This is a genomic window from Myxococcus sp. MH1, from assembly GCF_059738865.1.
In genome coordinates this window covers 4,545,482-4,566,266 of sequence record NZ_AP026947.1, presented here as the reverse complement: position 1 = coordinate 4,566,266, position 20,785 = coordinate 4,545,482, and the positions used below count along the sequence as shown (strand labels likewise).

The following is a 20,785-nucleotide window of genomic DNA, read 5'->3' as shown; positions in this document are numbered from 1 at the left end:
ATTGGGATACAGTCCCGCGCACCATGCGTCTTTCCGCCGCCCTGAGCCTCGGTCTGCTGCTGAGCGCCCTCCCCGCCCTCGCGGGCCCGGGCGCGTTCGTCTCCGAGTCCTCCGTCGACGCGGTGGAGCAGCCCGAGTCCTCCCGCGTCGTCTTCACCGTGGAGGCTGGGAAGACGTATCCGTTGCTCAAGAAGGGCGGCCCTGCCCGGGCGTGGTGCAAGCTGCGGGGCCCCTCCGCCGAGGGCTGGGTGCTGTGCGAGGGCGCCGAGGAGTCCGCGGCCCCTTCGGCGCCGAGCGCGGCCACGCTGGCGGCGGCGGACCGGGCGGAGTCGTCCGAGCGCGCACGCAGTCGTGAGAAGCAGCTGGCGGAGCGTGAGGAGGAGCGCCGCGCGCCTGTCGTCGTCACCGCGCCGAGCGCCGAGGCTCCCCGGTATGCCGCCGAGACGAAGCCCGCCGTGTCGTGGAAGCCGGCCTCGGGCTGCGCCACGACGTGCTCGCGAGAGCCGCTGTTCGCCAGGCCCCCTCCCCTGTCGGCGATGGACCGGGAGGTGTTGGATTTGTGCCCCGCGCGGCCGGACGTGAGCGTGAGCGCGGCGGACGTGCGGCGCTTCGTCGCCCGGCACTACGACGACTCGCGGCTCCAGACGGCGCTGTCCGCTGCGGGGCGCCCTGGAAACCGGCAGGCGAACATCGACTGGCTGACGAGCCTGTGGGTGAGCACGGGGCCGCGCAACGCCTTCACGCACGTGTTCTGTGGGGACGACTGGCAGCGCGGTCCCATTGGCGGGCTGCACTTCCTGCCGCGCTACGCCCAGCTCGAGGCGGAGGGACGCATCTGCTACGGCGGCCCGGTGCGCGGAGGTTCCGCGAAGACGAAGGAGCAGTACCTCATCCGCTTCCAGGGCGTGGCCCCGTGGTCTTGTGGCGAGAAGCGCGTGGGCGGGTTCACCGACTCGCAGGACGCGGTGGGCCTGATGTCGATCGGGACGCGGGCCTTCGCGCGCTGCTGCGCTCGGGATGGGGCGAAGAAGGAAGGTGGCGTGTACGCAGCGAAGGACCTGGGCAACACGCGCTGGCAGATCTGGTGCGGCACGCGCAACGGCACCTACGGCATCGCGACGCTGCACCCCACGGACAACGCCGCCACCTGCGGCGAGTAGCCGCTGGGCAGCACCGAAGGCTTCGCCACACGCCCCCCCACCGACAACGCCGCCGCCTGCGGCGAGGAGCCGCTCCGTTCGCGGACCACCTCGAGAGGCACACGATGTGCCTCATGGCGCCACTCCGCCATCCCACGGACCACGCCGCCTCCCGCGGTGAGTAGCCGCTCAGCTCGCGGACTGCCTCGACAGGCACGCGCCTCATGGGGCCACTTCAGCAGTCGCACGCCCCCTGGTCACCACGGCCCCCCTCAGGGACGCGGAAGCTCGCGCCTGGACGGACCAGGCGGCCACCGCCGCGAGGTCGATGACGTCCCCGACAGTGCCCTCAGGGCGCGACGTACTCGCGTGGCCGGTAGCCCAGCCGGGTGACCTCGAGCTGCCCGTGCGCGAGCGGGTCCTGGAACACGCAGACCAGGTCGGTCCTGTCCTCGCAGGCAGAGGGCACCATCCACTTGGTGATGCGCTGGATGAGCTCGTCGGTCATCGTCCTGTCCGCGAAGCGCTCGTAGCGGACATGGATGAAGCGCGACAGCGCCAGAGGAGCCATCCACGACGTCGTCGCCGCGGTGATGGGGAAGATGTCCACGCCGAAGCTGTCCACCTGGAGCCACGGCGTCGCGTTGTGTGGGAAGGGGCGCGTCGGGAGCACGCCGCTGTTCACGTACACATCGACGTCCTCGCGCGCGGGCCACCCTTCCAGCTTCGATGTGTCCCCTCGCCCCGACTCATCGAGTCCTGACTCGAGCGTCGTGAAGAAGCCCACGCGAAGCCGGTTCGGGTACTCCGCCGACGGGTAGTCGTAGGGGTAATCCAGCGGGTCCGTGGCGTCGATCGCCGCCTGCGCGGTGAAGACGCCGGGGGTCGCGAAGAGCACCTGCGCGATGGGGGCGTAGGCGGCCAGCTTCGCGCGGAGGACCTCCACTCCCGGCGCCTCTCCCGAGCAGTACCGGGGCCAGGCGCGCCGCAGGGAGTCGACCGTCTCGCCCAGGCTCAGGTTCACGAAGCGGACGCCATGTCGCTCGATGACGCCCCGCAGCCCCGTGGCCGCGCGCTGAGCCCTGCCCCTCAGTCGCTCCAGGGCGCCCGGCTCACCCGTGGGCTCGCAGAACTCCGAGCGCGACAGTTCATACAGGCCCGGATGGTCCATCACGACGATGGGCTGCCGGGGATTGGCCTCCACCAACAGGGAGAACACCGTGCTGCCGTGTCCCACGCTCTGTCGACCCTGCTCGGGATAGTGGGCCCGCAGCGGCTCCGCCAGCGCGCGCAACGCCTCGGCCGGGATGAAGTCCTCGGTGGCGAACGTGGTCAGTGCCTCGTGGAACCTGGGGGGAACCAGCCACCCTGGGTCCGCCGCGACGACGTCACCGCCCTCCAGCGCCCGGTAGTACCCGAGGAGTCGATTGCGATAGCGCAACGCCCTCGCGGGCAACGTCGGGAAGTCGTCGACGATGAGCAATGCTTCGCCCGTGCTGTCCTTCATGGCGAAGTCGCGCGTCGGCGCGAACGGCACCGTCACGCGGGGACAGCCGCGGGTGTCCTCCCCCTGGTAGCACGTATCCGAGAGGATCTCCGTCCTCAGGGCCTCCAGTCGCGCGGCGCGCTCGGGTGACAGCCGGTACTCGGGCGCGGGCCTCTCCGCACCACCGTCGGAGCACGCCAAACCGAGACACAGCAGCAGCCACCCACCCGACCGACACAGACCGCGCGACAAGGACATGACGACACCCGCTCCCAGGGGACCCGGGCCCGCCCGGCCCGGGCCCTGGAGCGAGCCTACTTCGCGGCCCCCACCGTGATCACCGCTCCCGACGAGTACGCGGTGAACTCCGGCGCGTACATGGACTGCACGGTGGCGGGCCCCACGCGGAACGTCCCCGCCATGTTGGCGCGCAGCCGGTACTTGAAGGTGTATTCACCCGCGGGCAGCCACTCGAAGAAGAAGTTCGAGCCCGAGTCCCGCGTCTCCTCGTACCAGACGATGCCCAGGTCCCACCGGTGCCGCGACTGCGCGTTCTCCGGCTCCAGGCCCGCCGCGCGCGGATCCCTCAGGTGGACGTACTCCGCCGCGTGCTTGGTGCGCAGCGACAGCTGCACCTCCACCTCGTCACCCGGGGCAATCATCGCCCCTTCCTTCAGCGGCTGGAGCACCACCTGCTTGCCCTCGCGCTCGCGACGGAAGTAGCGCCGCGACACCTGGAAGAAGTCACCCCGGTCCTCGTCCGGCAGCTTCTCCGTGGAGAAGTGCCACGTGGCCGACGCGAAGGCGAAGCCCTGGGTCGTCTTCTCCACCACCACGCTGCTCATGGTCTCCGGCTGGAGCTCCGGCCCGAGCACCACGACCTGGTTCTTCTTCCCCGTGTACGCGTCCGGCGCGAACTCCATCCGCACCACGCGCGGGCCCACCGTCACCTTCGCGTCCTCGCGGATGCCCAGCGCACCCTCGGCCTCCAGGTACTTCACCAGCGCGTAGAGCGCCTCGGCCGTGGCCCGCGTGGACTTCCAGTGGTTGAGCTTCTTGTCGAGCAGCAGCCACTGCACCAGTCCCTCGCGTCGGGAATCCTTCGGCCGCAGCTCCGTCAGCGTGCGCAGCGCGAAGGCGTGCGTCTCCGTGGTGTCGTTGTACCAGAGCCAGCTGCGGTCCTCGGGGGCCCAGTACGTGCCCAGCTCCTCGCTCGTCTTCGCCGAGTCCATCACACTGTCCCAGACCTTCAGCGCGTCCGGGTTGCGCCCGGCGCGCTTGAGCGTCAGGGCCAGGTAGCCCTTCAGGTACGGCGAGTGCTTCTTCCAGTGCGTGAAGCTGAAGGCGAGCATCGCCTTGCGCTCGTCCTCGGTCAGCGCGTCGCCCGTGTAGCTCGCGTTCGGATAGTTGGACGCCACGTAGTTGAGGAAGGTGAGGAACTCCCAGCCCACCCCCTTCTTCATCAGCTTCTCGGAGTACTCCTCGCGGTAATGCCGGGCCACGTACTCCCAGGCACGGCTCGTCATGTCCGCCGGGACCTCCACGCCGTACTCCATGGCGCGCGACAGGCCGTGCAGGATGTAGAGCGTCATGTACGGCGACGGCGGGCCACCCGGCCACCAGGGGAAGCCGCCGCTGGACGTCTGCGCCTTGCGCAGCTTCGCCATCGCCGAGTCCCGCTCCGCCCGAGCCACCTTCGGGTCCAGCACCTTCACCAGGCCCGCGTTGCCCTCGCGGCCGCCCTTGGCCAGCTCGAGCCAGGGCGTCTCCTCCAGGGCCATCTTCCGGTTGGGGTCCACCGCGTCCCAGGTCTCGAACTGGGTCTCCCGCTGGCTCATCTCCTTCGCCATCTTCGCGACGGCCGGGTACTTGTCGTAGAGGCTGCCCAGGATGCCGGAGGACACGAAGCGGTTGAGCGTCTGCTCCGAGCACTCGTAGGGGTAGTCCACCAGGTAAGGCAGCGCCTGGAGCGCGGAGTAGAAGAGCTGCGTGTCCACCGTGACGACGAGCTGCTCGTTCACCCGCGTGGAGTCTCCGCCCTTCTTCAAGTCGTCGAAGCGCATCGTCTTCGAGCCCGGGCCCTTGAGCGTCACGAAGCGCGACTGCGCCAGGTGCACGCGGCCGGGAAGCACGGGCAAGGGCCGCAGCTCTCCGTCGCTCAAATCCCCGGAGCGGGCCTCCACGCGGAAGGCCACCTGGCCCACGCGCGTCGGCGTGGTGAGCGGGAAGCGCAGGCTGGTCCCCCGCCCCGCCGCCACCGTGAAGGCCTGCGACGCGTTCTTCACGCCGAACTCCGACAGCAGGCTCTTGCGAGTATCCGGGTCGACGATGTCCAGCGTGAGCGTGCCCTGCTTCTGCTGCTCGGAGGCGTTGTTCACCACCACCTCCAGCACCGCGCGGTCTCCCTCGCGCAGGAAGCGCGGCACGTACGGCCGCACCATGAGTTCCTTGATGCTGCGCGTGGTGCGCTGGGCCGAGCCCCCCTTCAAGTCCCTCGTGAGGCCGTGGACCCAGACATTCCAGGCCGTCACCGAGTCGGGCACCGTGAACTCCAACGACGCGGACCCGTCGTTGCCCGTGATGAGGTGCGGCACCCAGAACGCCGTCTCCGCGAAGTTGGAGCGCAGCCCGCTGGACGGCGCCTCGGCCTGACCGCCGCCCGGGTTGGGCTTCTCGGCCTTCGCCTTCTGCTCCATCGGCGGCGCCGGAGGCGGCGGAGGAGGAGGAGCCCCCGGAGCATCCTGCTCGCGCATCACCCTCGACTCGTTCCGGACCATCTCCGGAGCCGCCGCGGACGGACTGGCGACACCCCCGAAGCTCATGCGCGAGGACCGGTGCCGACGCCCGGGTCCTCCCACGCCGTAGCCGTCATCGAACCGCAGCCGGTCCGACGAAGGCTGCGTCCACGAGGAGAACTCTCCGTAACCCTGTGACACCAGCCACTGGGCATGCGACATGGACAGCGAGGTCCCCAGCTCCACCGCCGTCGCGCGGTTGGGATAGAGGCTGGAGGCGCTCGGCGGCGAGTGCGGCGCGAACAGGTCCAGCGACTGGTCGTACATATACGCGAGCAGCTCCGCGGCGCCCGCCTCCACCTTCGCGCCCTTCGGGCCCTTCACCGTCACGCGCCAGGTCTCCTTCGCGCCGGGGCGGATCTTGTCGCGGAACGTGGAGAACTCCAGCTGCAGCTCCTTGTTGTCCCACGGGACGAAGACGTGCTCGGTGAAGCGCACGAACTGCCAGTCACGCACGGCCACGAGCACCGCGGTGAAGCCGCCGCGCATCGCCTCCGTCACCGGAATCTCCACCACCGACGCGCCCTCGCCCGCCACCAGCGCCTTGCGCAGGATGCGCGTGTCTCCCTGGTACAGGTCCAGCACCAGCGGCTGTCCCTCGAAGCCGGACGTGGCCAGCAGCCGCGCCTTCTCGCCCACGCGCACCGAGGACCGCTCCACCACCAGCGCCGCGGCGAGCTCGGCCGGCGACTTCGTTCCGGCCACCAGCAGCTCGCGCGCCACGGTGAAGGTCTGCCCGAAGGCGTCCTTCGTCTCGTAGTGCAGCCGATAGGCGCCCGCCTCGAGCGCGGGCAGCGTCACCTTGGCCACGCCGTCCTGACCGTGCTGGACACTGCCCTTGGCGCGCTCCGCGCCATCCGCCCAACGGGCCAGCACCGACTCGGGCTTGTAGTCCTGCGCCCAGCGCGGCTGGAGCGCGTCCCCCGGCGTGGGCGAAGGCGCGGTGGCGGGGTCTTCCTTCAGGTTCGGCGGCGTGGGAATCGGCTCGTCCGCCGGCAGCAGCGGCTGCGCGGGCTGCTTGAGCGCCACGAGGCGCCAGCGTCCCTCACCGGGCTGCGGCGCGCCGTCCAGCGTGGAGCGCACGAGGCGCACCTCGGACTTCGCGCCCTGGGAGAGGAAGCCCGTGTCCGTCTCCACCCGGCCCTCCACCGCGACGAAGCCCAGGCGGAACGCCCGCTCCGCCGAGCGCGTCTCGCCGCCCTCGTCGGTGGCATCCGCCTCCACGCGGTAGCGCCACGTCAGCCCGGGCGTGCTCGCGGAGCGCTCGTCCGCCTCCGGCGTGAACGTGATGTCGAAGCCGCCGTCCTCCTTCACCGACGACGAGCCCGCGGCGACCAACTGCCGCTGCTGCGAGATGAAGCGCGTGTCGTACCACCACCACCAGGGCAGCACCGGCTCGCGGTACGCGCGCCAGCGCACCGTGCCGGACGCCACGGGCAGCCCGAAGTAGTAGCGCGCCTCGCCCTTGAAGGTCGCCGGCCGGTTGAGCCGCATCGGCGAGTCCGGGTCCTTCAGCGTCACCTCGAAGGTCGGCCGCTTGTACTCCTCCACGCGCACCGCCGCGCTGCCACCCGACTCGACCTGGACCTGCCACGCGCCCAGCAGCCGGCCCGTGGGAATGGTGAACTCGCCCGCCGCCGAGCCGAAGTCGTTCGTGCGGACCTCCTTCGACGCGACCTCCTGGTAGTTCGGGTCCATCAGCCGCACCTTCACCGAGGTGTGCGGCATCGTCTCGTAGCGCGACTGGCTCGTCTGTCCGCTGTACGCCACCACCTTCCACTGCAGCTTCTGCAGCGGCCGGTAGACGCTGCGGTCCGTGAAGACGAGCGACGACACGACCTGCTGCGGCTCCGAGAAGGGATAGAAGTTCACCCCGTTGAGCAGCATCAGCGCGGACTTCCCCTCGCCCAGCACCACGATGTAGCTCTGATAGTTCTGGCCCTTGGGCGCGTCGAACGACACCTCGCCCTGGGCATTGCTCTTCGCCCGGGCCACGGTGCGCGGGCCCTGGCGGTAGTCCATCTGGACCAGACGCACGGCCACGTCCGGCGCGGCGACGCCCGTGTCGCCCTTCACGATGCGCGCGTCCACGCCCTGGCCGCGGATGTTGCGGGTGATGGCCACCCACGGCGTCACCGACAGGAACGACGCCTGGATGCGGTTGCCCTTCTCACGGAAGTCCTCCCGCGCGGACGCGACGATGACGTACGTGCCCACGTCCTTCAGCGGCGGCGTGACGAAGGTACGGTGCGGCTGGAAGTCGGGCGTGGCGGGCAGCTGCGTGGTCCACGTGGCCACGGGCTTCGTGCTCCGGACGAGGCGCAGGAGCGCGTCCCCGTACGGCAGCAGGTTGTAGTCGTCGATCTTCTTCAGCCGCGCCTCGACATCCAGCGGGTACGCCCGGAAGTGGAGCGCCGGCACGTTGCGGTGCGTGACCTCCACCGAGCGACGGTTCGCGCCGTCCGACTGCATGGAGACGACACGGAAGTCCGGCGCCTCCAGCGACTCCACCAGCGTCCGGCACCGCGAGGCGCCCAGCGACTTGGGGAACGCCGCCATGCCCGCCTTGCCGAGCGCGTGCGCCCGCACCGCGTGGCCCGCCGCGTTCTCCTGCTCCGCCAGGAGCCCCTGCCCCATGGACCACCAGGGCACGTCCTTGAACCCCGCCAGGTGCGCGGTCAGGTGCTCGCGGATGCGCGCGCGGTCCTCCGCGTCGGTGATGTGCTGATGCAGGACCTCGTAGCGACGCAGCCGCGCCTCCAGCGCCGCCTCGCGCCGTCCGCCCGCGCGGTGCCAGGACTCCAGATCCCCCAGCACCGCGGCCACCTTCACCAGCGGGTGGATGTTCGGGTCCGTCAGGTCCACCACCGGCGTGCCCTCCAGCAGCGAGCGCAGGTCCAGCTTGAAGACCTCGTTGGCCTGCTCGGGCAACCAGTGCGTGCTGTCGGCGAGCAGCTCCACGCGCAGGTACGTGACGGCGTCGCGCAGCGTGGGCCGGATGCCTTCCGGGTACGTGTTCAGCTGCAGGTACTCGGACAGCGCCTTCACCGGCTCCTGGCCCAGCGCCTGCCGCTGCTTCCAGAGGTCCTCGTACGCGCGCTGCGCCTCGGTGATGAGCTGCGAGTACGTCCACGCCTTCAGGTCCACCGGCCCCGAGGACGCCACCTGCTCGCGCTGACGGACCTCCCAGCTGTAGACGCGCGCGTACGCGACGAGCGAGTTGGCGTAGTAGAGGTTCAGCGCGGCGCGAGACAGCTGCCCCTTGGGCCAGGGCTCCTCGCGCAGGAAGCGCACCGCCGTCTCGTACCCGTGCAGCGCCCTGCGCAGGCGCACCGTGCGGAGCAGCGCGCGCGTCCACTCGGCCTCGTCCTGACCTTCACGCGCCTTGACGAGCCGGGCCTCCGCGCCCTTCGCGGCGGCCTCGTACTGCTGATTCGACTCCAGCGCGTCGATGTCCTTCCACGAGGGAGGCGCCTTCGCCGCCGCGGCGCCGAGCGCGGGCGGGGCGAAGAGCAGCAGGGACACGAACAACAGCGAGACAGTGGATGCCCAGGTGCGGAGGGTGTGGTGCATGGTCGGCACTCTAGACACAGGAGGCCGCCCCACCGTTCCACAATGCGGATCAACTCGCGGGGGGCGCCCCCTCCGACGGCGCCTTGCGGCGCAGCCCCACCAGGTAGACCTCCATGCTGGCGCCGCGCGTCGCCTCGGGGCGCACCACCTTCACCTCCTCGAAGAGGGCGCGCACCTGGTCGCGGAAGTCCTCGAAGTCGCCCCCCATGAACACCTTCGCCACGAAGGACGAGCCGGGCCGGCCCCGCTTCTGGGCCAGCTCCAGCGCCTTGCCCGCCAGCCGCAGGCTGCGCGCCTCGTCCGTGGCCTTGATGCCGCTCGTCTTGGGCGCCATGTCGGAGATGACCGCGTCGAACAGGCCGTCATGCAGCGCGGTGAGCTTCGCGTCGAAGTCGTCCGCGAGCACGTCCAGCACCGCCGTGCGCACGTGCCGCTGGGTGAAGGGACGGATGGCGACGATGTCCACGCCAATCACCTGCCCCGTGCCTCCCACCGCGTCCGCGAGGATCTGGAGGAACCCTCCAGGCGCGGCCCCCAGGTCCAGCACCACATGGCCCTTCTTCACCATGGGGAAGCGTTTGATGAGCTCGTCGACCTTGAAGGCGGACCTCGCTCGGAGGCCCTCCTGCTTGGCTTTCTGGAAATAGTGGTCTTTAGGACGGTAGGGCTTGCCCATGTCAGGGGGGCTCCCTACCATCCGCTACTGTCTTCGGGAAGCCGGGGCAGGCGTGGGTGTCGAGGCCCGCGCAATGGCGATTCCGGAGGACGAGGCGATGGGCACCCGGAGCTTGACGCTGGCGCTGTGCTTCACCCTGCTCTCCTCGGGCGGGGCGGTCTACTGCTACACCCGGGCGGATGCGCTCCAGGTGCAGGGGCAGTGGCTGATGGAGCGCGGCACCGCCCAGGCCCAGGAGTACGCCCAGCGGCTGGACGACAAGGCCGCCGCCGCCCAGCTCAAGACGTTCTCCGAGCGCCGCGGGGTGATGGAGAAGGCGCACCTGTGGGAGCGCGGGATGATGCTGGCCGTGCTGGCCGCCGCCCTGTCCCTGGTGGGTGCCTACGTGCTGTTCCTCCTCAAGCGCCTGGATGACCAGCTCCTGGATGCCCTCGGGGAGCTGCGCCCCTCCGCGCCGCCCTCGCCCGCTCCCTCGGAGCGCACGCCGGCGCTCGTGTCCAGCCTCCAACGGTAGGCCTCCCGGCCATCACGCCACGCTGGCAGAATGTCCCCCCTGCTCTTTCGCGGAGGTGGTCATGGCCGGCTGTGCGCACTGTGGACACACGCTCGACATCATCGCCAACCAGGTCGGTCGCAGCGACACGTGTCCGAAGTGTGACGAGGACGTGCGCTCGTGCCGCAACTGCCGGCACTACGACGCGAGCTTCGCCAAGGAGTGCAAGGAGCCCTTCGCGGAGGTGCCCTCCGACAAGGACGGCGCCAACTTCTGCGAGCTGTTCCAGATTGGCGAGGGCGGCCTGCACGCGAAGGCGAGCCGCGACGCGCTCATGAGCGCCGCCGAGGCCCTGTTCCGCAAGCGATGAAACGCCCCACGGCGGGCCCGTGATAGACGCTCGGGCATGAACCGAAAGCTCATCGGACTGCTCGCGCTGCTCGTGCTCCCCGGCTGCGTCACCGTCGCCGCCACCACCGCCGCCGTGCCCAAGGAGCGGGCCACGGAGTGCGTGAAGATCTGCACCGACCTGGACATGGAGTTGGGCGCGTTGGTCATCATCCGCAACTCCGCGGGGTGCGTGTGCTCCCCCAAGGGCAAGCCGGCGACCCCCGAGGACATGGGCGCGGCGGCGGCGGGAGCGGTGCTCGACGACGAGCAGCAGAGCGGCACCTACGCCTCGCAGCAGGGCGGCGTCCGCTGAAGGAGCACGCCCGGGCGGACCGGACACCACCGTCCGCCCGAGCCGTGCTCACGGCCTCCTAAGTAGGTCGCCGGAAGTTCCGAGACAAATGCCGGTCGCATGCGCATTTTCTGGACCATGCGACCGGCAAGGAGCCCTGCCGAACTGGGGCTGACAGCAGAGGACAGGCGGAAGCTGGAGCATGCGCTGCGAAGCGTGCGCGACGCCCGCCACTTCCGTCGACTACTGGCAGTGAGACTCCTCGCAGAGGGCAAAGGCCCGGGCGAGGCTGCGCATCTGGCAGCCCTGAGTCGGCCAGCCGTCTACTTCTGGCTGGAGCGCTATCTGGCGCAGCGTGACCCCGAAGCGCTGCGAGATGCCCCGCGGCAGGGGCGGCCGAGGAATGCGCCGCGCCTGACGGCCGAGCGCCTGCGCGAAGTCGTCCGAGGCAGCCCAGAGAAGCAGTCCTGGGCGAGCCACGGCTGGACGGTGCCGCTGCTGTGCACGCACCTGAAGCGACAGGGCATCGAGGTGTCGCCCCGTACACTGCGCCGCCGGCTGCACGAGGCGGGCCTGGCGTGGAAGCGGCCACGGTACGTGTACGCCACGGCGGCGCCCCATCCAGGGCAGAAAAAGGGGGCCTTGTCCGCCGTCTGAAACGGCTCAAACGCCTGTTCCCCCGGGCCGTGCTGCTCGTCATGGACAGCACGGTGCTGCGGTGGTTTCCGCCGCTGCGCGCCGCCTGGGCCCCCAGGGGAGAGCAGGCCGTGGTGCCGATTACAGGCGAGAACGCCAAGCGCACACTGTGGGGCGCCATCAACCCTCGCACCGGCAAGCGCGTGCTGCTGGCAACCCAGCGCGCCAGACGCGAAGACTTCATGGATTTTCTGCGCGCCCTGCGTGCCGCCTACCCCGGTCGCCCTCTGCTGCTGGTGTTGGACCGCGCCAGCTGTCACACGGCCCAGAAGTCCCAGCAGCTCGCCGCTCGCCTCGGAATCCACCTGCTGCTGTTGCCCAAGCAGCGCTCAGAACTCAACTGCATGGACCACTTGTGGCGCTCCCTGAAGCAACGCGTTTCCGCCAACCGTCAGTACCCCACGGTCGAGCAGCACGTCGGCGCCGCCATCCGATGGGTGCTGGGCCTTTCTGCACGGGACGCCCTCCGCAAGGCCGGCTGCCTCGCCGAGGGCTTCTGGCTACGCGATTTGTTAGAGAACTTCTGGCGACCTACTTAGAAGCCGTAGAGCTTGGAGATGATCTCCTTCATCACCTCGGAGGTGCCGCCGCCGATGGTGATGAGGCGCACGTCGCGCCACATGCGGGCGACGGGCGTCTCCTCCACGTAGCCCATGCCGCCGTAGAACTGCTGGGCGTCGTAGGCCACGCGCTGGGCCAGGTCGCCCGCGAACAGCTTCGCCATGGAGATCTCCTTCACCGGGTTCTCCTTCCGGTCGAAGAGGTCCACCGCGTGGTACGTCAGCCGCCTGGCCGCCTCGATGGCCGTCAGGTGCTCCACGAACTTGTGGCGCCACACCTGGAACTTCATCAGCGGCCGGCCGAACGCCTCGCGCTCGTTGCCGTACTGGATGGCGTCCTCCATCATCCGCTCCATGCCGGCCACCGCGGTGATGGCGCCCACCAGGCGCTCGCCCTGGAAGTTCGTCATGATGTGGTAGAAGCCCTCGTTCTCCTCCCCCAGCACGTAGCGCGCGGGGATGCGGCAGTCCTCGAAGTACAGGACGGCCGTGTCCGAGGACAGGTTGCCCACCTTGTCGAGCTTCTTGGAGACGCCGAAGCCCTTCACGTCCGTGGGGAACGTCACCAGGGAGATGCCGCCGTAGCCGGCCTCACCCGTGCGCACCGCCAGCGTGATGAAGTCCGCGCGCGTGCCGTTGGTGATCCACATCTTCGAGCCGTTGATGACGTAGTCGTCGCCGTCCCTGCGCGCCGTCGTCTTGAGGCTCGCCACGTCCGAGCCGCAGCCCGGCTCGCTCACGCCCAGCGCGGCGATCTTCTCGCCCTTGAGCGCCGGCTCCAGGAACTCCTTCTTCTGCTCGTCGGTGCCGATCTCGTTGATGATGGGCGTGGCCATCTGGCTCTGCACCAAGAGCGCCATGTTCACGCCCGCGTTCTTGCTGTAGCTGAGCTCCTCGCAGAACGCCGTGACGTACCAGTAGTCCAGTCCACTGCCGCCGAAGCGTGGATCATGGTTGATGCCGAGGAAGCCCAGCTCCGCGCACTTCTTGAACAGCTCGCGCGGGAAGATGCCGGCCCGGTCCCACTCCAGCCCGTACGGCGCCATCTCCTTGTCGACGAAGGCTCGCACCGTCCTGCGAAACGCCTCGTGCTCCTCGGTGAACGGGTTCGGCATGCACGCTCCTCCCTGGAGAAATCCGGGGGGTACCTCGGGGGATTGATTCGCGAATCAATACGCAGCCCCGTCCGGTGGGCAACACCCGTGACGCAACCGGCAAGGTGACGCAGTGAGCCAACCCGCTCGCCCTCCGGGGCAGGTCCCGCAGAAAGTCCTGCTTGCCCGGTAAGCGGGCGTTAGGTAGGCGCGGCAGGAGATAGTCCGCATCACGGAGTATCCCCTTGACAGACAGTTCAGTCTCTGTAGTTTCTGGGGCGCAGACTTTCCATGGCATCAAGCCGGAGCAGCGACCTGGAGGAGTCCAGGTCACGCGAGCCGGCAGGAGCAGGACGATCGTGATTCGACGCATGTGGATGGCCGCGGTGCTGGCGGCGGTGATTTCGACGGGCTGCGGCAAGGGTGGAGCCCAGCCGACCCTGCCCCAGCAGACGGGCCCGGCGGCGATGGGCGTGAAGGCGATTGCGCCCGCCACGGAGCTGGAGGCCAGCGTGACGCGCGTCACCGGTCAGGTCCGCTCCAAGCAGGAGGCGACGCTCAGCCCGCAGGCCAGCGGCACCATCGCGAAGATGCTGGTGAAGGTGGGCGACAAGGTGAAGAAGGGCCAGGCGCTGGCGGTGCTGGACACCTCCAACATCCTCATCGGCGTGGAGCAGGCGCGCGCGGTGAAGGCGGCGGCGGAGGCCGGGCTGCAGCTGGCGACGAACAACCTGGAGCGCACCCGCAAGGTGGCCGAGGGTGGCGGCATCGCGGCGGCCGGCCTGGACCAGGCGGAGATCGGCCAGAAGCAGGCGGCGGCCCAGGCGGCCCAGGCCACGGCGGCGCTGCGCATGGCGGAGGAGAACCTGCGCGACATGACCATCGTCGCCCCGTTCGACGGCGTCATCACGGCCCGGCTCAAGAACCTGGGTGACTCGGTGGCCATGACGCCGCCCACCGCGGTGTTCACCCTGGTGGACACCACGGGCCTGGAGGTCCGCGCGCTCGTGCCTGAGTCCGTCGTGGACAAGGTCAAGCCCGGCGTGAAGACGCACGGCACGGTGAGCCCCAGCGGCATGCGCTTCGAGGTGCAGGTGGCCACGGTGGGCGCGGTGGTGGACGCCACCAACCGCACCGTGGAGGTGCTGGCGGACGTGGTGGGTGAGACGACCAACCCCCTGCGCCCCGGCGCGCTGGTGGACCTGGACTTCTCCAACGTCGCGGAGCAGGCGGACGACAAGGGCCTGTTCCTGCCGACGCAGGCCGTCTCCGCGCGAGGCCAGGACGGCTTCGTGTGGGTAGTGCAGGACGGCACCGTGCGCAAGCGCGACGTGCGCGTGGAGCGCGTGCTCCCCGGCTACGTGCGCGTCCTCCAGGGACTCAGCGCGGACGAGCGCGTGCTCGCCGACTCCTCCCTGGACGTGAAGGAGGGCACGGCCGTCCGCGTGGTGCAGTGACGCCCTGCCCTTCCCCTTCGAGACTTATAGGGAGCTGCTGAATGAGCCCACTCAAGACATTCATTTCACGACCCATCTTCACCGCCATGTTGATGATGGCGGTGGTCGTGTTCGGCATCAACGCGTACCCGCGCATCGGCGTGGACCAGTTCCCGGACGTCGACTTCCCCGTCGTCACGGTGACGACGGTGCTGCCCGGCGCGGACCCGGAGACCATCGAGAAGAACGTCAGTGATCCGCTGGAAGAGGCGCTCAACACGCTCAACGGCGTGGAGCAGCTTCGCTCCATCAACATGGAGAGCGTGTCGCAGATCGTCGTGCGCTTCACGCTGGACACGGCGGTCGACGTGGCGGCGCAGGACGTGCGTGATCGCGTCCAGGCGACGCTGAGCAAGCTGCCGAACGAAATCGAGACGCCCGTCGTCGAGAAGTTCGACATCGGCGCGGCGCCCATCGTCACCCTGTCGCTGTCCGGCGCGCTGCCCATCCAGGAGCTGACGCGGACGGCCGAGGACATCGTCAAGCCGGCGCTGCAGCGTCAGCCGGGCGTGGGCAGCATCGACGTGACGGGTGGCCGGGAGCGTGAAATCCAGCTCGTGGTGGACCCGGACCGCCTGCGCGGCTTCGGCATGGCCATCAGCGACGTGAGCCAGGCGGTCAAGGCGCAGAGCCTGGACATGCCGGGTGGTCGCACCATGGACTCGGGCCGCGAGCGCGTGCTGCGCCTGACGTCCGAGGCCAAGAGCGTGGACGACATCCGCAACATCATCCTCACCAACACCAACGGCGCGCCGGTGCGCGTGCGTGACGTGGCGGACGTGGTGGACGGTCCGGAGGAGGCGCGCGGCGCGGCGAAGAACGGCGACCGGAGCGCGGTGGCGCTCATCGTGCGCAAGCAGTCCGGCTCCAACACGGTGCAGGTGGCCGAGCTCATCAAGGAGTCGCTGGCGGACATCAACAAGCAGCTGCCCGAGGGCATCCTCATCGAGACGGTGTCGGACAACTCGCGGTTCATCCGCTCGTCCATCGCGTCGGTGCAGTTCGACCTGGTGCTCGGCGGTGTGCTCGCCGTGCTCATCGTGCTGGTGTTCCTGCGCAACCTGAACTCGACCATCGTCGCCGCGATTGCCCTGCCGGTGTCCATCGTCGGCACGTTCGCCGTGATGGCCGCGCTGGGCTTCACGTTCAACATGATCACCATGCTGGCGCTGACGCTCTCCATCGGTCTGCTCATCGACGACGCCATCGTGGTCATCGAGAACATCGTGCGTCACATGGAGGAGGGTAAGTCCCCCATGCAGGCGGCCATGGACGGCGCCGGGCAGATCGCCGTCGCGGTGCTCGCGGTGACGCTGGCCATCGTGGCGGTGTTCATCCCCGTGGCCTTCATGGACGGCATGATGGGCAAGTTCTTCTACCAGTTCGGCGTCACGGTGGCGGTGGCCACGCTCATCTCCTACGCCGTGTCCATGACGCTCACGCCGATGATGTCGTCGCGCCTGCTTCGTCACCACGGCCAGCCGACGGGCATCTCCGCGAAGGTGGAGAAGGTGCTGGTGGGCATGGAGACCGGCTACCGCAACCTGCTGGCGGGCATCCTGCGTCGCCGGGCGCTGACGCTGGTCATCGCGGTGGGCGTGCTCTTCGCCACCTTCGCGATGGCGCGCTTCCTGAAGTTCACGTTCATCCCCGAGCAGGACAACGGCAACATCAAGATGACGGTGGAGCTGCCCATCGGCTCGACGCTGCAGGAGACGCAGGCGGAGCTGGACCGGCTCGACGCCGTCATCCGGCCGTTGCCGGGCATCGCCTCCACCTTCGCCACCGCCGGCGGCGGCGTTCAGGAGGAGGTGCACAAGGGTGAGCTGCTCATCAACCTGGTGAACGTGAAGCTGCGCGGCTACACGCAGGGCGAGCTCAAGACGTACCTGCGCCAGAACATCAAGGCGCCTCCTGGAGTCCACCTCGCGGTGCAGGACATCTCGCCGGTGGCCGGTGGCGGCTCGCGCACGCAGGCGGTGCAGTTCAACCTGCGCGGCGACAACTGGCAGCAGCTCATCGAGACCGCGGAGAAGGTGAAGGCGGCCATGGCCAAGAACCCGGGCCTGGTGGACGTCGACTCCACGTACCGCTCGGGCAAGCCGCAGTACGACGTGGAGGTGGACCGCGAGCGCGCCGCCGCCCTCGGCGTGCCGGCCGCGTCCCTGGGCGCCACGCTGCGTGCCTTCCTCGGCCGCGACAAGTTCATGGACTACCGCGAGGGGGGCGAGACGTACGAGGTGAAGCTGAGCCTGCCGCCCTCCACGCTGGCGTCCGCGGACTCGCTGGGCAAGCTCACGGTGCGCTCGCCGAGCGGCCAGCTGGTGGAGCTGCGCAACCTGGCGAAGATCACCCCCGCCGACGGTCCGGTGCAGATCGACCGCGAGGCGCAGAAGCGGCAGATCACCCTGCTGGCCAACCTGGCCAGCGGCTACCAGCTCTCCGAGGCCATCGCGTTCATGAACACGACGGCGCAGGAGCTGGCGCCCGCGGGCGTCATCCACGACTTCGAGGGCAACGCGAAGGAGCTCGGCAAGGCGGTGACGGCGTTCGTCTCCGCGCTGCTGCTCGGCATCATCCTCGTGTACATGATTCTCGCGGCCCAGTTCGAGAGCCTGGTCCACCCGTTCACCATCATGCTGTCCCTGCCCTTCGCCTTCATCGGCGCCATCGGCGCGCTGCTCATCACCGGGCAGGCCATGTCCATGTTCGCCCTCATCGGCGTCATCATGCTCATGGGTCTGGTGGTGAAGAACGGCATCCTCCTGGTGGACTTCACGCTGCAGCTTCGTGAGGAGGGCAAGTCGGCCACGGAGGCGCTGCTCGGCGCCGCCCCGGTGCGTCTGCGTCCCATCCTCATGACCACCATCGCGATGATCGCCGGCATGGTGCCGGTGGCCATCGCCCGCGGCGACGGCGCCGAGACGCGCGCGCCCATGGCCATCACCATCATCGGCGGTCTCATCACCTCCACGGTGCTGACGCTGGCCGTGGTGCCGGTGGTGTACTCGCTGCTGGATCAGCTCACGGAGAAGTTCAAGCGCAAGAAGGGCCCGGGCTCCGCTCCGGACCACGGCACGCCGCACGCCGTGGACCCGCACAGCGGCAAGCCCGCGGTGGCCGCCGCCGCGCGAGTGGAGACGGCCTGATGCGAGTGCCGGCCAACAGACCGGCCCTCCGCGTGCAGCCGACGGGCGCGGGCGAGGAGGAGCTGGAGTCCACCGAGGATTCGGGCGCGGCCTACGAGGCGCCCCCCGAGGAGGACACCTCCACTCCCGCGTCGCGGCGGCTGCACGACCTCATCATCCAGCTCGGGCGCTACCGCTCGTTGAGGGATCCGCTGCACGGAATCTGCGAGAGCAACCAGCTCACCCCCACGCAGATCCACGTGCTGATGTGGCTGGGCAACGACGGCCCCACGCACGTGGGCGTCCTGGCCCAGCGGGTCGGAATCACGAAGAAGACCATCACCGGCGTGGTGGACCGGCTGGAGGACATGAAGATGGTGGAGCGCACGAGGGACGCCGAGGACCGGCGCGCCGTCGTCGCGCAGCTCACCCCGGAGGGCGTCAAGCTCTTCACCCTCATCAGCCGCAGCGTGGACCAGGGGCTGCGGCGGATGCTGGACCTGCTTCCCCCCGATGACCAGGAGGCCCTCTTCGGCCTCCTGGAGCGGGTGCTGAAGCGGCTCGGGACCACGCCCGAGCAGGCCATCTAGGATGGACGAGCGCGCGTCGGTGGCGACCTCCGCCCGACGCGCGCTCCGTCTCCTGGCGTGCCTCCCCTGTCTCTTCTTCACCCCACAGGTTCGAGCCGAGCCCTCGCCGCTCGCGCGTGAGCTGGCATCCAGGTGCCGTGCGTGGGCCTCGGATGCACGGGCTCCGTGGGCGCTCGCGCATGGCATGGCGCTGGACGGGCGTACGTTCCGCGCGGCGGATGGACGGCTCGCCGCCGAGGTCGTGGTGGCGGACTTCCTGCGCCAGGCGCCCGCGCGAGAGCAGACCGCGGCGAGCCGGGTGGACGTCTACTTCGACTCGTTCACGTCCGACGGCACACCGGTGGAGCCGCACCCGGCGCTCCAGGTGAAGACGCTGCTCGCCTCCGGGTTGCCCTTGTCACAGCGCTTCAAGACGGACTGGGGCGAGGTGACGCTGCGGGAGCTGGTGGAGGACGTGAAGCGCGACTTCCGCATGGCGCAGGTGGAGTCCGGTGAGAGCGCGTGGATGTTGGAGGCGCTCTCGCTGAGCTCGCGGCCCGGGGATTCGTTCCGTGACTCGACGGGGCAGCGGGTGCGCGTGGATGAGGTGATGACCCGTGCGCTCACGGCGCTGGAGACGGCGAACGCGGAGCTGGCCGAGGGGATGAAGGCGAAGCGGCCCGAGGTGCCCAAGCGGGGCCAGGGCATCTACGCGCATCCGTGTGGCGGGCTGCACTACTTCCAGGCCGTGGCCGGCTGGGCGCGGCATGCCTCGGTGCGTGCGGCATGGAGACGACGGCTCGCGGCCCAGGTGGACGTGCTGCTGTATCGGCTGGATTCGGAGACGCGGCAGTACGAGACCGCGTGGGCCTCGGCGCCCGCGGAGCGCGAGCGCGTCCTCGCGCAGATGCTGAAGTTCCAGGGGCATCTGCTGGAAACCCTCGGGCGATTGCGGGAGGACACGGGCTGGCGCCCTACCCCCGCACAGCAGCAGACGGTGGAGCGGGCACGCCGGTACCTGGAGAACACGGTGCGCCGGATGGACCAGACGGGCCTGCTCGCCGCTCCCGCGTCGGTGGCCGGGCGCGACAAGCAGCTCGCGCTCGACCTGGTGGGCGACACCTGTCACGCCGCGCGAGGAGAGTCCTTGTGGAGCCCCCGAGAGCTCACACGCCCAGCCGCGCCATCTCCTCCTCGGTGAAGCCCGCCTCGGCGAGCACCTCGCGCGAGTGCTGCCCCAGCGCGGGCGGCTCGCGCAGCGGCGTGGGCCCCATGCGCAGCGGCGTCAGCAGGTGCGTCACCTTGCCCAGCCTGGAGTCCTCCGCCTCGACGAAGAGCCCCCGGGCACGCAGCTGCGCGTCCTTCAGCACGTCGTCCCCTTCGGCCACCGGCTCCACGCACAGGTCCGAGCCGGCGAATCGCTCCGCCCAGTGCGCCAGCGGCTTCGAGGCGAACAGCTTCGTCAGCTCCGCCTTCACCCGCGCGCCCGCCTCCCCTGGCGCGTACGCGTCCTCCATCAGGTCCGGCCGCTCCAGCCGCTCGCACACGCCCGAGAAGAACTTGGGCTCCAGCGCGCCCACCGCCAGCCACCGGTCGTCCGCCGTGCGGTACAGGCCGTAGCACGCATACCCGCCGTTGAGCGCCTCGCGCCCGCGCTCCAGGGGCGCGCCCTGCTCACCCATGAAGAGCCGCGCCGCCAGGTGCATGTGCAGGAACGCCGTGGCCCCGTCCGTCATCGACACGTCCACGAACCGGCCCAGCCCCGTGCGCTCGCGCTCGTACAGCGCGGCCAGGATGCCCACCAGCGCGAAGAGGCTGCCGCCACCGATGTCCCCCATCTGCACGCCCGGGAACGCCGGCGCACCGCCCGCCTCGCCGCCGTACCCCAGCAGCCCCGCCCGGGCGATGTAGTTCAGGTCATGCCCCGCCTTGAGCCGGTCCGGCCCCGTCTGCCCGTACCCGGAGATGGAGCAGAAGACGAGCCGGGGGTTCTCCGCGCGCAGCACCGCCTCCCCCACGCCCAGCTTGTCCATGACGCCCGGACGGAAGCTCTCCACCAGCACGTCGTGCGTGCGCGCGAGCTTCTTGAGCGCCTCGCGCCCCTCGGGCGTCTTGAGGTTCAACGTCAACGAGCGCTTGTTCCGGTTGAGCCCGTAGAACAGCGCCCCCACGTCGTCACGCGACGGCGGCATCGCCCGGACGTAGTCACCGCCCTCCGGCTCCTCCACCTTCACCACCGTGGCACCCAGGTCCGCCAGCACCAGCGTGGCGTAGGGACCGGGCAACAGGCGCGACAGGTCCAACACGCGCAAACCCTTCAGCGGCAACGTCGACATGGGAGTCTCTCCAGGAGGTGCTCGGGGGCCCGAAACGACACGCGGCGCGCTCCCGAGGACGG

The 20,785-nt window shown here is 69.8% G+C and carries 15 protein-coding genes; 10 read left to right on the top strand and 5 right to left on the bottom strand.

The annotated features are described in order from the left end of the window. Positions 1 to 23: 23 nt before the first annotated feature. Entirely contained in the window at positions 24 to 1,160 is a 1,137-nt protein-coding gene (locus AC6JA9_RS18345; protein ID WP_497960310.1) for a hypothetical protein, read from the top strand. Positions 1,161 to 1,488: 328 nt separating this feature from the next. On the opposite strand, the gene AC6JA9_RS18340 is transcribed toward AC6JA9_RS18345, so the two are convergent. From AC6JA9_RS18340 to AC6JA9_RS18330, 3 genes are read right to left on the bottom strand one after another with little or no spacing between them, the layout of a single operon-like run. Further along, on the bottom strand, positions 1,489 to 2,883 hold the full coding sequence (locus AC6JA9_RS18340) for a hypothetical protein (protein WP_497960309.1): 1,395 nt from the start codon (positions 2,881 to 2,883) through the stop codon (positions 1,489 to 1,491). 56 nt (positions 2,884 to 2,939) lie between these two features. Then, positions 2,940 to 8,993 (bottom strand): alpha-2-macroglobulin family protein, encoded by a 6,054-nt coding sequence (locus tag AC6JA9_RS18335; RefSeq protein ID WP_497960308.1) that lies wholly within the window; start codon positions 8,991 to 8,993, stop codon positions 2,940 to 2,942. Positions 8,994 to 9,042: 49 nt separating this feature from the next. Next, positions 9,043 to 9,690, bottom strand: coding sequence for an SAM-dependent methyltransferase (locus tag AC6JA9_RS18330; protein ID WP_074957450.1), 648 nt, complete (start codon positions 9,688 to 9,690; stop codon positions 9,043 to 9,045). A gap of 52 nt (positions 9,691 to 9,742) precedes the next feature. On the opposite strand from AC6JA9_RS18330, the gene AC6JA9_RS18325 reads away from it, so the two are divergent. From AC6JA9_RS18325 to AC6JA9_RS18305, 5 genes are all read left to right on the top strand, one after another. Continuing rightward, the gene (locus AC6JA9_RS18325) at positions 9,743 to 10,183 is read left to right on the top strand and encodes a hypothetical protein (RefSeq protein ID WP_223750062.1); all 441 of its coding nucleotides are present in this window, start codon (positions 9,743 to 9,745) and stop codon (positions 10,181 to 10,183) included. Between the two features lie 61 nt (positions 10,184 to 10,244). After that, on the top strand, positions 10,245 to 10,532 hold the full coding sequence (locus AC6JA9_RS18320; RefSeq protein WP_046713217.1) for a hypothetical protein: 288 nt from the start codon (positions 10,245 to 10,247) through the stop codon (positions 10,530 to 10,532). 36 nt (positions 10,533 to 10,568) lie between these two features. Continuing rightward, positions 10,569 to 10,865 (top strand): hypothetical protein, encoded by a 297-nt coding sequence (locus tag AC6JA9_RS18315; RefSeq protein WP_223750063.1) that lies wholly within the window; start codon positions 10,569 to 10,571, stop codon positions 10,863 to 10,865. A gap of 99 nt (positions 10,866 to 10,964) precedes the next feature. Continuing rightward, a complete protein-coding gene (locus AC6JA9_RS18310) occupies positions 10,965 to 11,501 on the top strand; it encodes a helix-turn-helix domain-containing protein (protein WP_408889046.1) in 537 nt (178 codons plus the stop codon). Beyond that, entirely contained in the window at positions 11,423 to 12,079 is a 657-nt protein-coding gene (locus tag AC6JA9_RS18305; RefSeq protein WP_223786110.1) for an IS630 family transposase, read from the top strand. Before AC6JA9_RS18310 ends, AC6JA9_RS18305 begins: the two co-directional genes overlap by 79 nt. On the opposite strand, the gene AC6JA9_RS18300 is transcribed toward AC6JA9_RS18305, so the two are convergent. Next, a complete protein-coding gene (locus AC6JA9_RS18300) occupies positions 12,076 to 13,215 on the bottom strand; it encodes an acyl-CoA dehydrogenase family protein (protein ID WP_141322803.1) in 1,140 nt (379 codons plus the stop codon). The genes AC6JA9_RS18305 and AC6JA9_RS18300 overlap by 4 nt on opposite strands. A 350-nt stretch (positions 13,216 to 13,565) precedes the next feature. Between AC6JA9_RS18300 and AC6JA9_RS18295 the strand changes: the two genes are divergently transcribed. Genes AC6JA9_RS18295 through AC6JA9_RS18280 form a run of 4 tightly spaced genes read left to right on the top strand, consistent with a single transcriptional unit; the run spans position 13,566 to position 19,588 of the window. Then, complete coding sequence (locus AC6JA9_RS18295; RefSeq protein ID WP_255653572.1) at positions 13,566 to 14,651, top strand: efflux RND transporter periplasmic adaptor subunit; 1,086 nt, start codon at positions 13,566 to 13,568, stop codon at positions 14,649 to 14,651. 41 nt (positions 14,652 to 14,692) lie between these two features. Further along, the gene (locus AC6JA9_RS18290; RefSeq protein ID WP_223750065.1) at positions 14,693 to 17,839 is read left to right on the top strand and encodes an efflux RND transporter permease subunit; all 3,147 of its coding nucleotides are present in this window, start codon (positions 14,693 to 14,695) and stop codon (positions 17,837 to 17,839) included. Beyond that, positions 17,839 to 18,408, top strand: a complete 570-nt coding sequence (locus AC6JA9_RS18285; protein WP_141322801.1) for a MarR family winged helix-turn-helix transcriptional regulator — start codon at positions 17,839 to 17,841, stop codon at positions 18,406 to 18,408. Before AC6JA9_RS18290 ends, AC6JA9_RS18285 begins: the two co-directional genes overlap by 1 nt. A gap of 1 nt (position 18,409) precedes the next feature. Beyond that, positions 18,410 to 19,588, top strand: a complete 1,179-nt coding sequence (locus tag AC6JA9_RS18280; RefSeq protein ID WP_223750066.1) for a hypothetical protein — start codon at positions 18,410 to 18,412, stop codon at positions 19,586 to 19,588. Here the strand turns inward: AC6JA9_RS18280 and AC6JA9_RS18275 are convergent. Beyond that, the gene (locus tag AC6JA9_RS18275; protein ID WP_141322799.1) at positions 19,554 to 20,723 is read right to left on the bottom strand and encodes a CaiB/BaiF CoA transferase family protein; all 1,170 of its coding nucleotides are present in this window, start codon (positions 20,721 to 20,723) and stop codon (positions 19,554 to 19,556) included. The two genes, AC6JA9_RS18280 and AC6JA9_RS18275, sit on opposite strands and share 35 nt — an antisense overlap. Positions 20,724 to 20,785 lie beyond the last annotated feature (62 nt).

What these genes read in the sequence shown, in the direction of transcription:
- AC6JA9_RS18290 (WP_223750065.1), top strand. Translation starts at nt 14,693, where the DNA reads ATGAGCCCACTCAAGACATTCATTTCACGACCCATCTTCACCGCCATG.
- AC6JA9_RS18280 (WP_223750066.1), top strand. Translation starts at nt 18,410, where the DNA reads ATGGACGAGCGCGCGTCGGTGGCGACCTCCGCCCGACGCGCGCTCCGT.
- AC6JA9_RS18340 (WP_497960309.1), bottom strand. Translation starts at nt 2,883, where the DNA reads ATGTCCTTGTCGCGCGGTCTGTGTCGGTCGGGTGGGTGGCTGCTGCTG.
- AC6JA9_RS18315 (WP_223750063.1), top strand. Translation starts at nt 10,569, where the DNA reads ATGAACCGAAAGCTCATCGGACTGCTCGCGCTGCTCGTGCTCCCCGGC.
- AC6JA9_RS18310 (WP_408889046.1), top strand. Translation starts at nt 10,965, where the DNA reads ATGCGCATTTTCTGGACCATGCGACCGGCAAGGAGCCCTGCCGAACTG.
- AC6JA9_RS18295 (WP_255653572.1), top strand. Translation starts at nt 13,566, where the DNA reads ATGTGGATGGCCGCGGTGCTGGCGGCGGTGATTTCGACGGGCTGCGGC.
- AC6JA9_RS18300 (WP_141322803.1), bottom strand. Translation starts at nt 13,215, where the DNA reads ATGCCGAACCCGTTCACCGAGGAGCACGAGGCGTTTCGCAGGACGGTG.
- AC6JA9_RS18320 (WP_046713217.1), top strand. Translation starts at nt 10,245, where the DNA reads ATGGCCGGCTGTGCGCACTGTGGACACACGCTCGACATCATCGCCAAC.
- AC6JA9_RS18335 (WP_497960308.1), bottom strand. Translation starts at nt 8,993, where the DNA reads ATGCACCACACCCTCCGCACCTGGGCATCCACTGTCTCGCTGTTGTTC.
- AC6JA9_RS18345 (WP_497960310.1), top strand. Translation starts at nt 24, where the DNA reads ATGCGTCTTTCCGCCGCCCTGAGCCTCGGTCTGCTGCTGAGCGCCCTC.
- AC6JA9_RS18285 (WP_141322801.1), top strand. Translation starts at nt 17,839, where the DNA reads ATGCGAGTGCCGGCCAACAGACCGGCCCTCCGCGTGCAGCCGACGGGC.
- AC6JA9_RS18275 (WP_141322799.1), bottom strand. Translation starts at nt 20,723, where the DNA reads ATGTCGACGTTGCCGCTGAAGGGTTTGCGCGTGTTGGACCTGTCGCGC.
- AC6JA9_RS18325 (WP_223750062.1), top strand. Translation starts at nt 9,743, where the DNA reads ATGGCGATTCCGGAGGACGAGGCGATGGGCACCCGGAGCTTGACGCTG.
- AC6JA9_RS18330 (WP_074957450.1), bottom strand. Translation starts at nt 9,690, where the DNA reads ATGGTAGGGAGCCCCCCTGACATGGGCAAGCCCTACCGTCCTAAAGAC.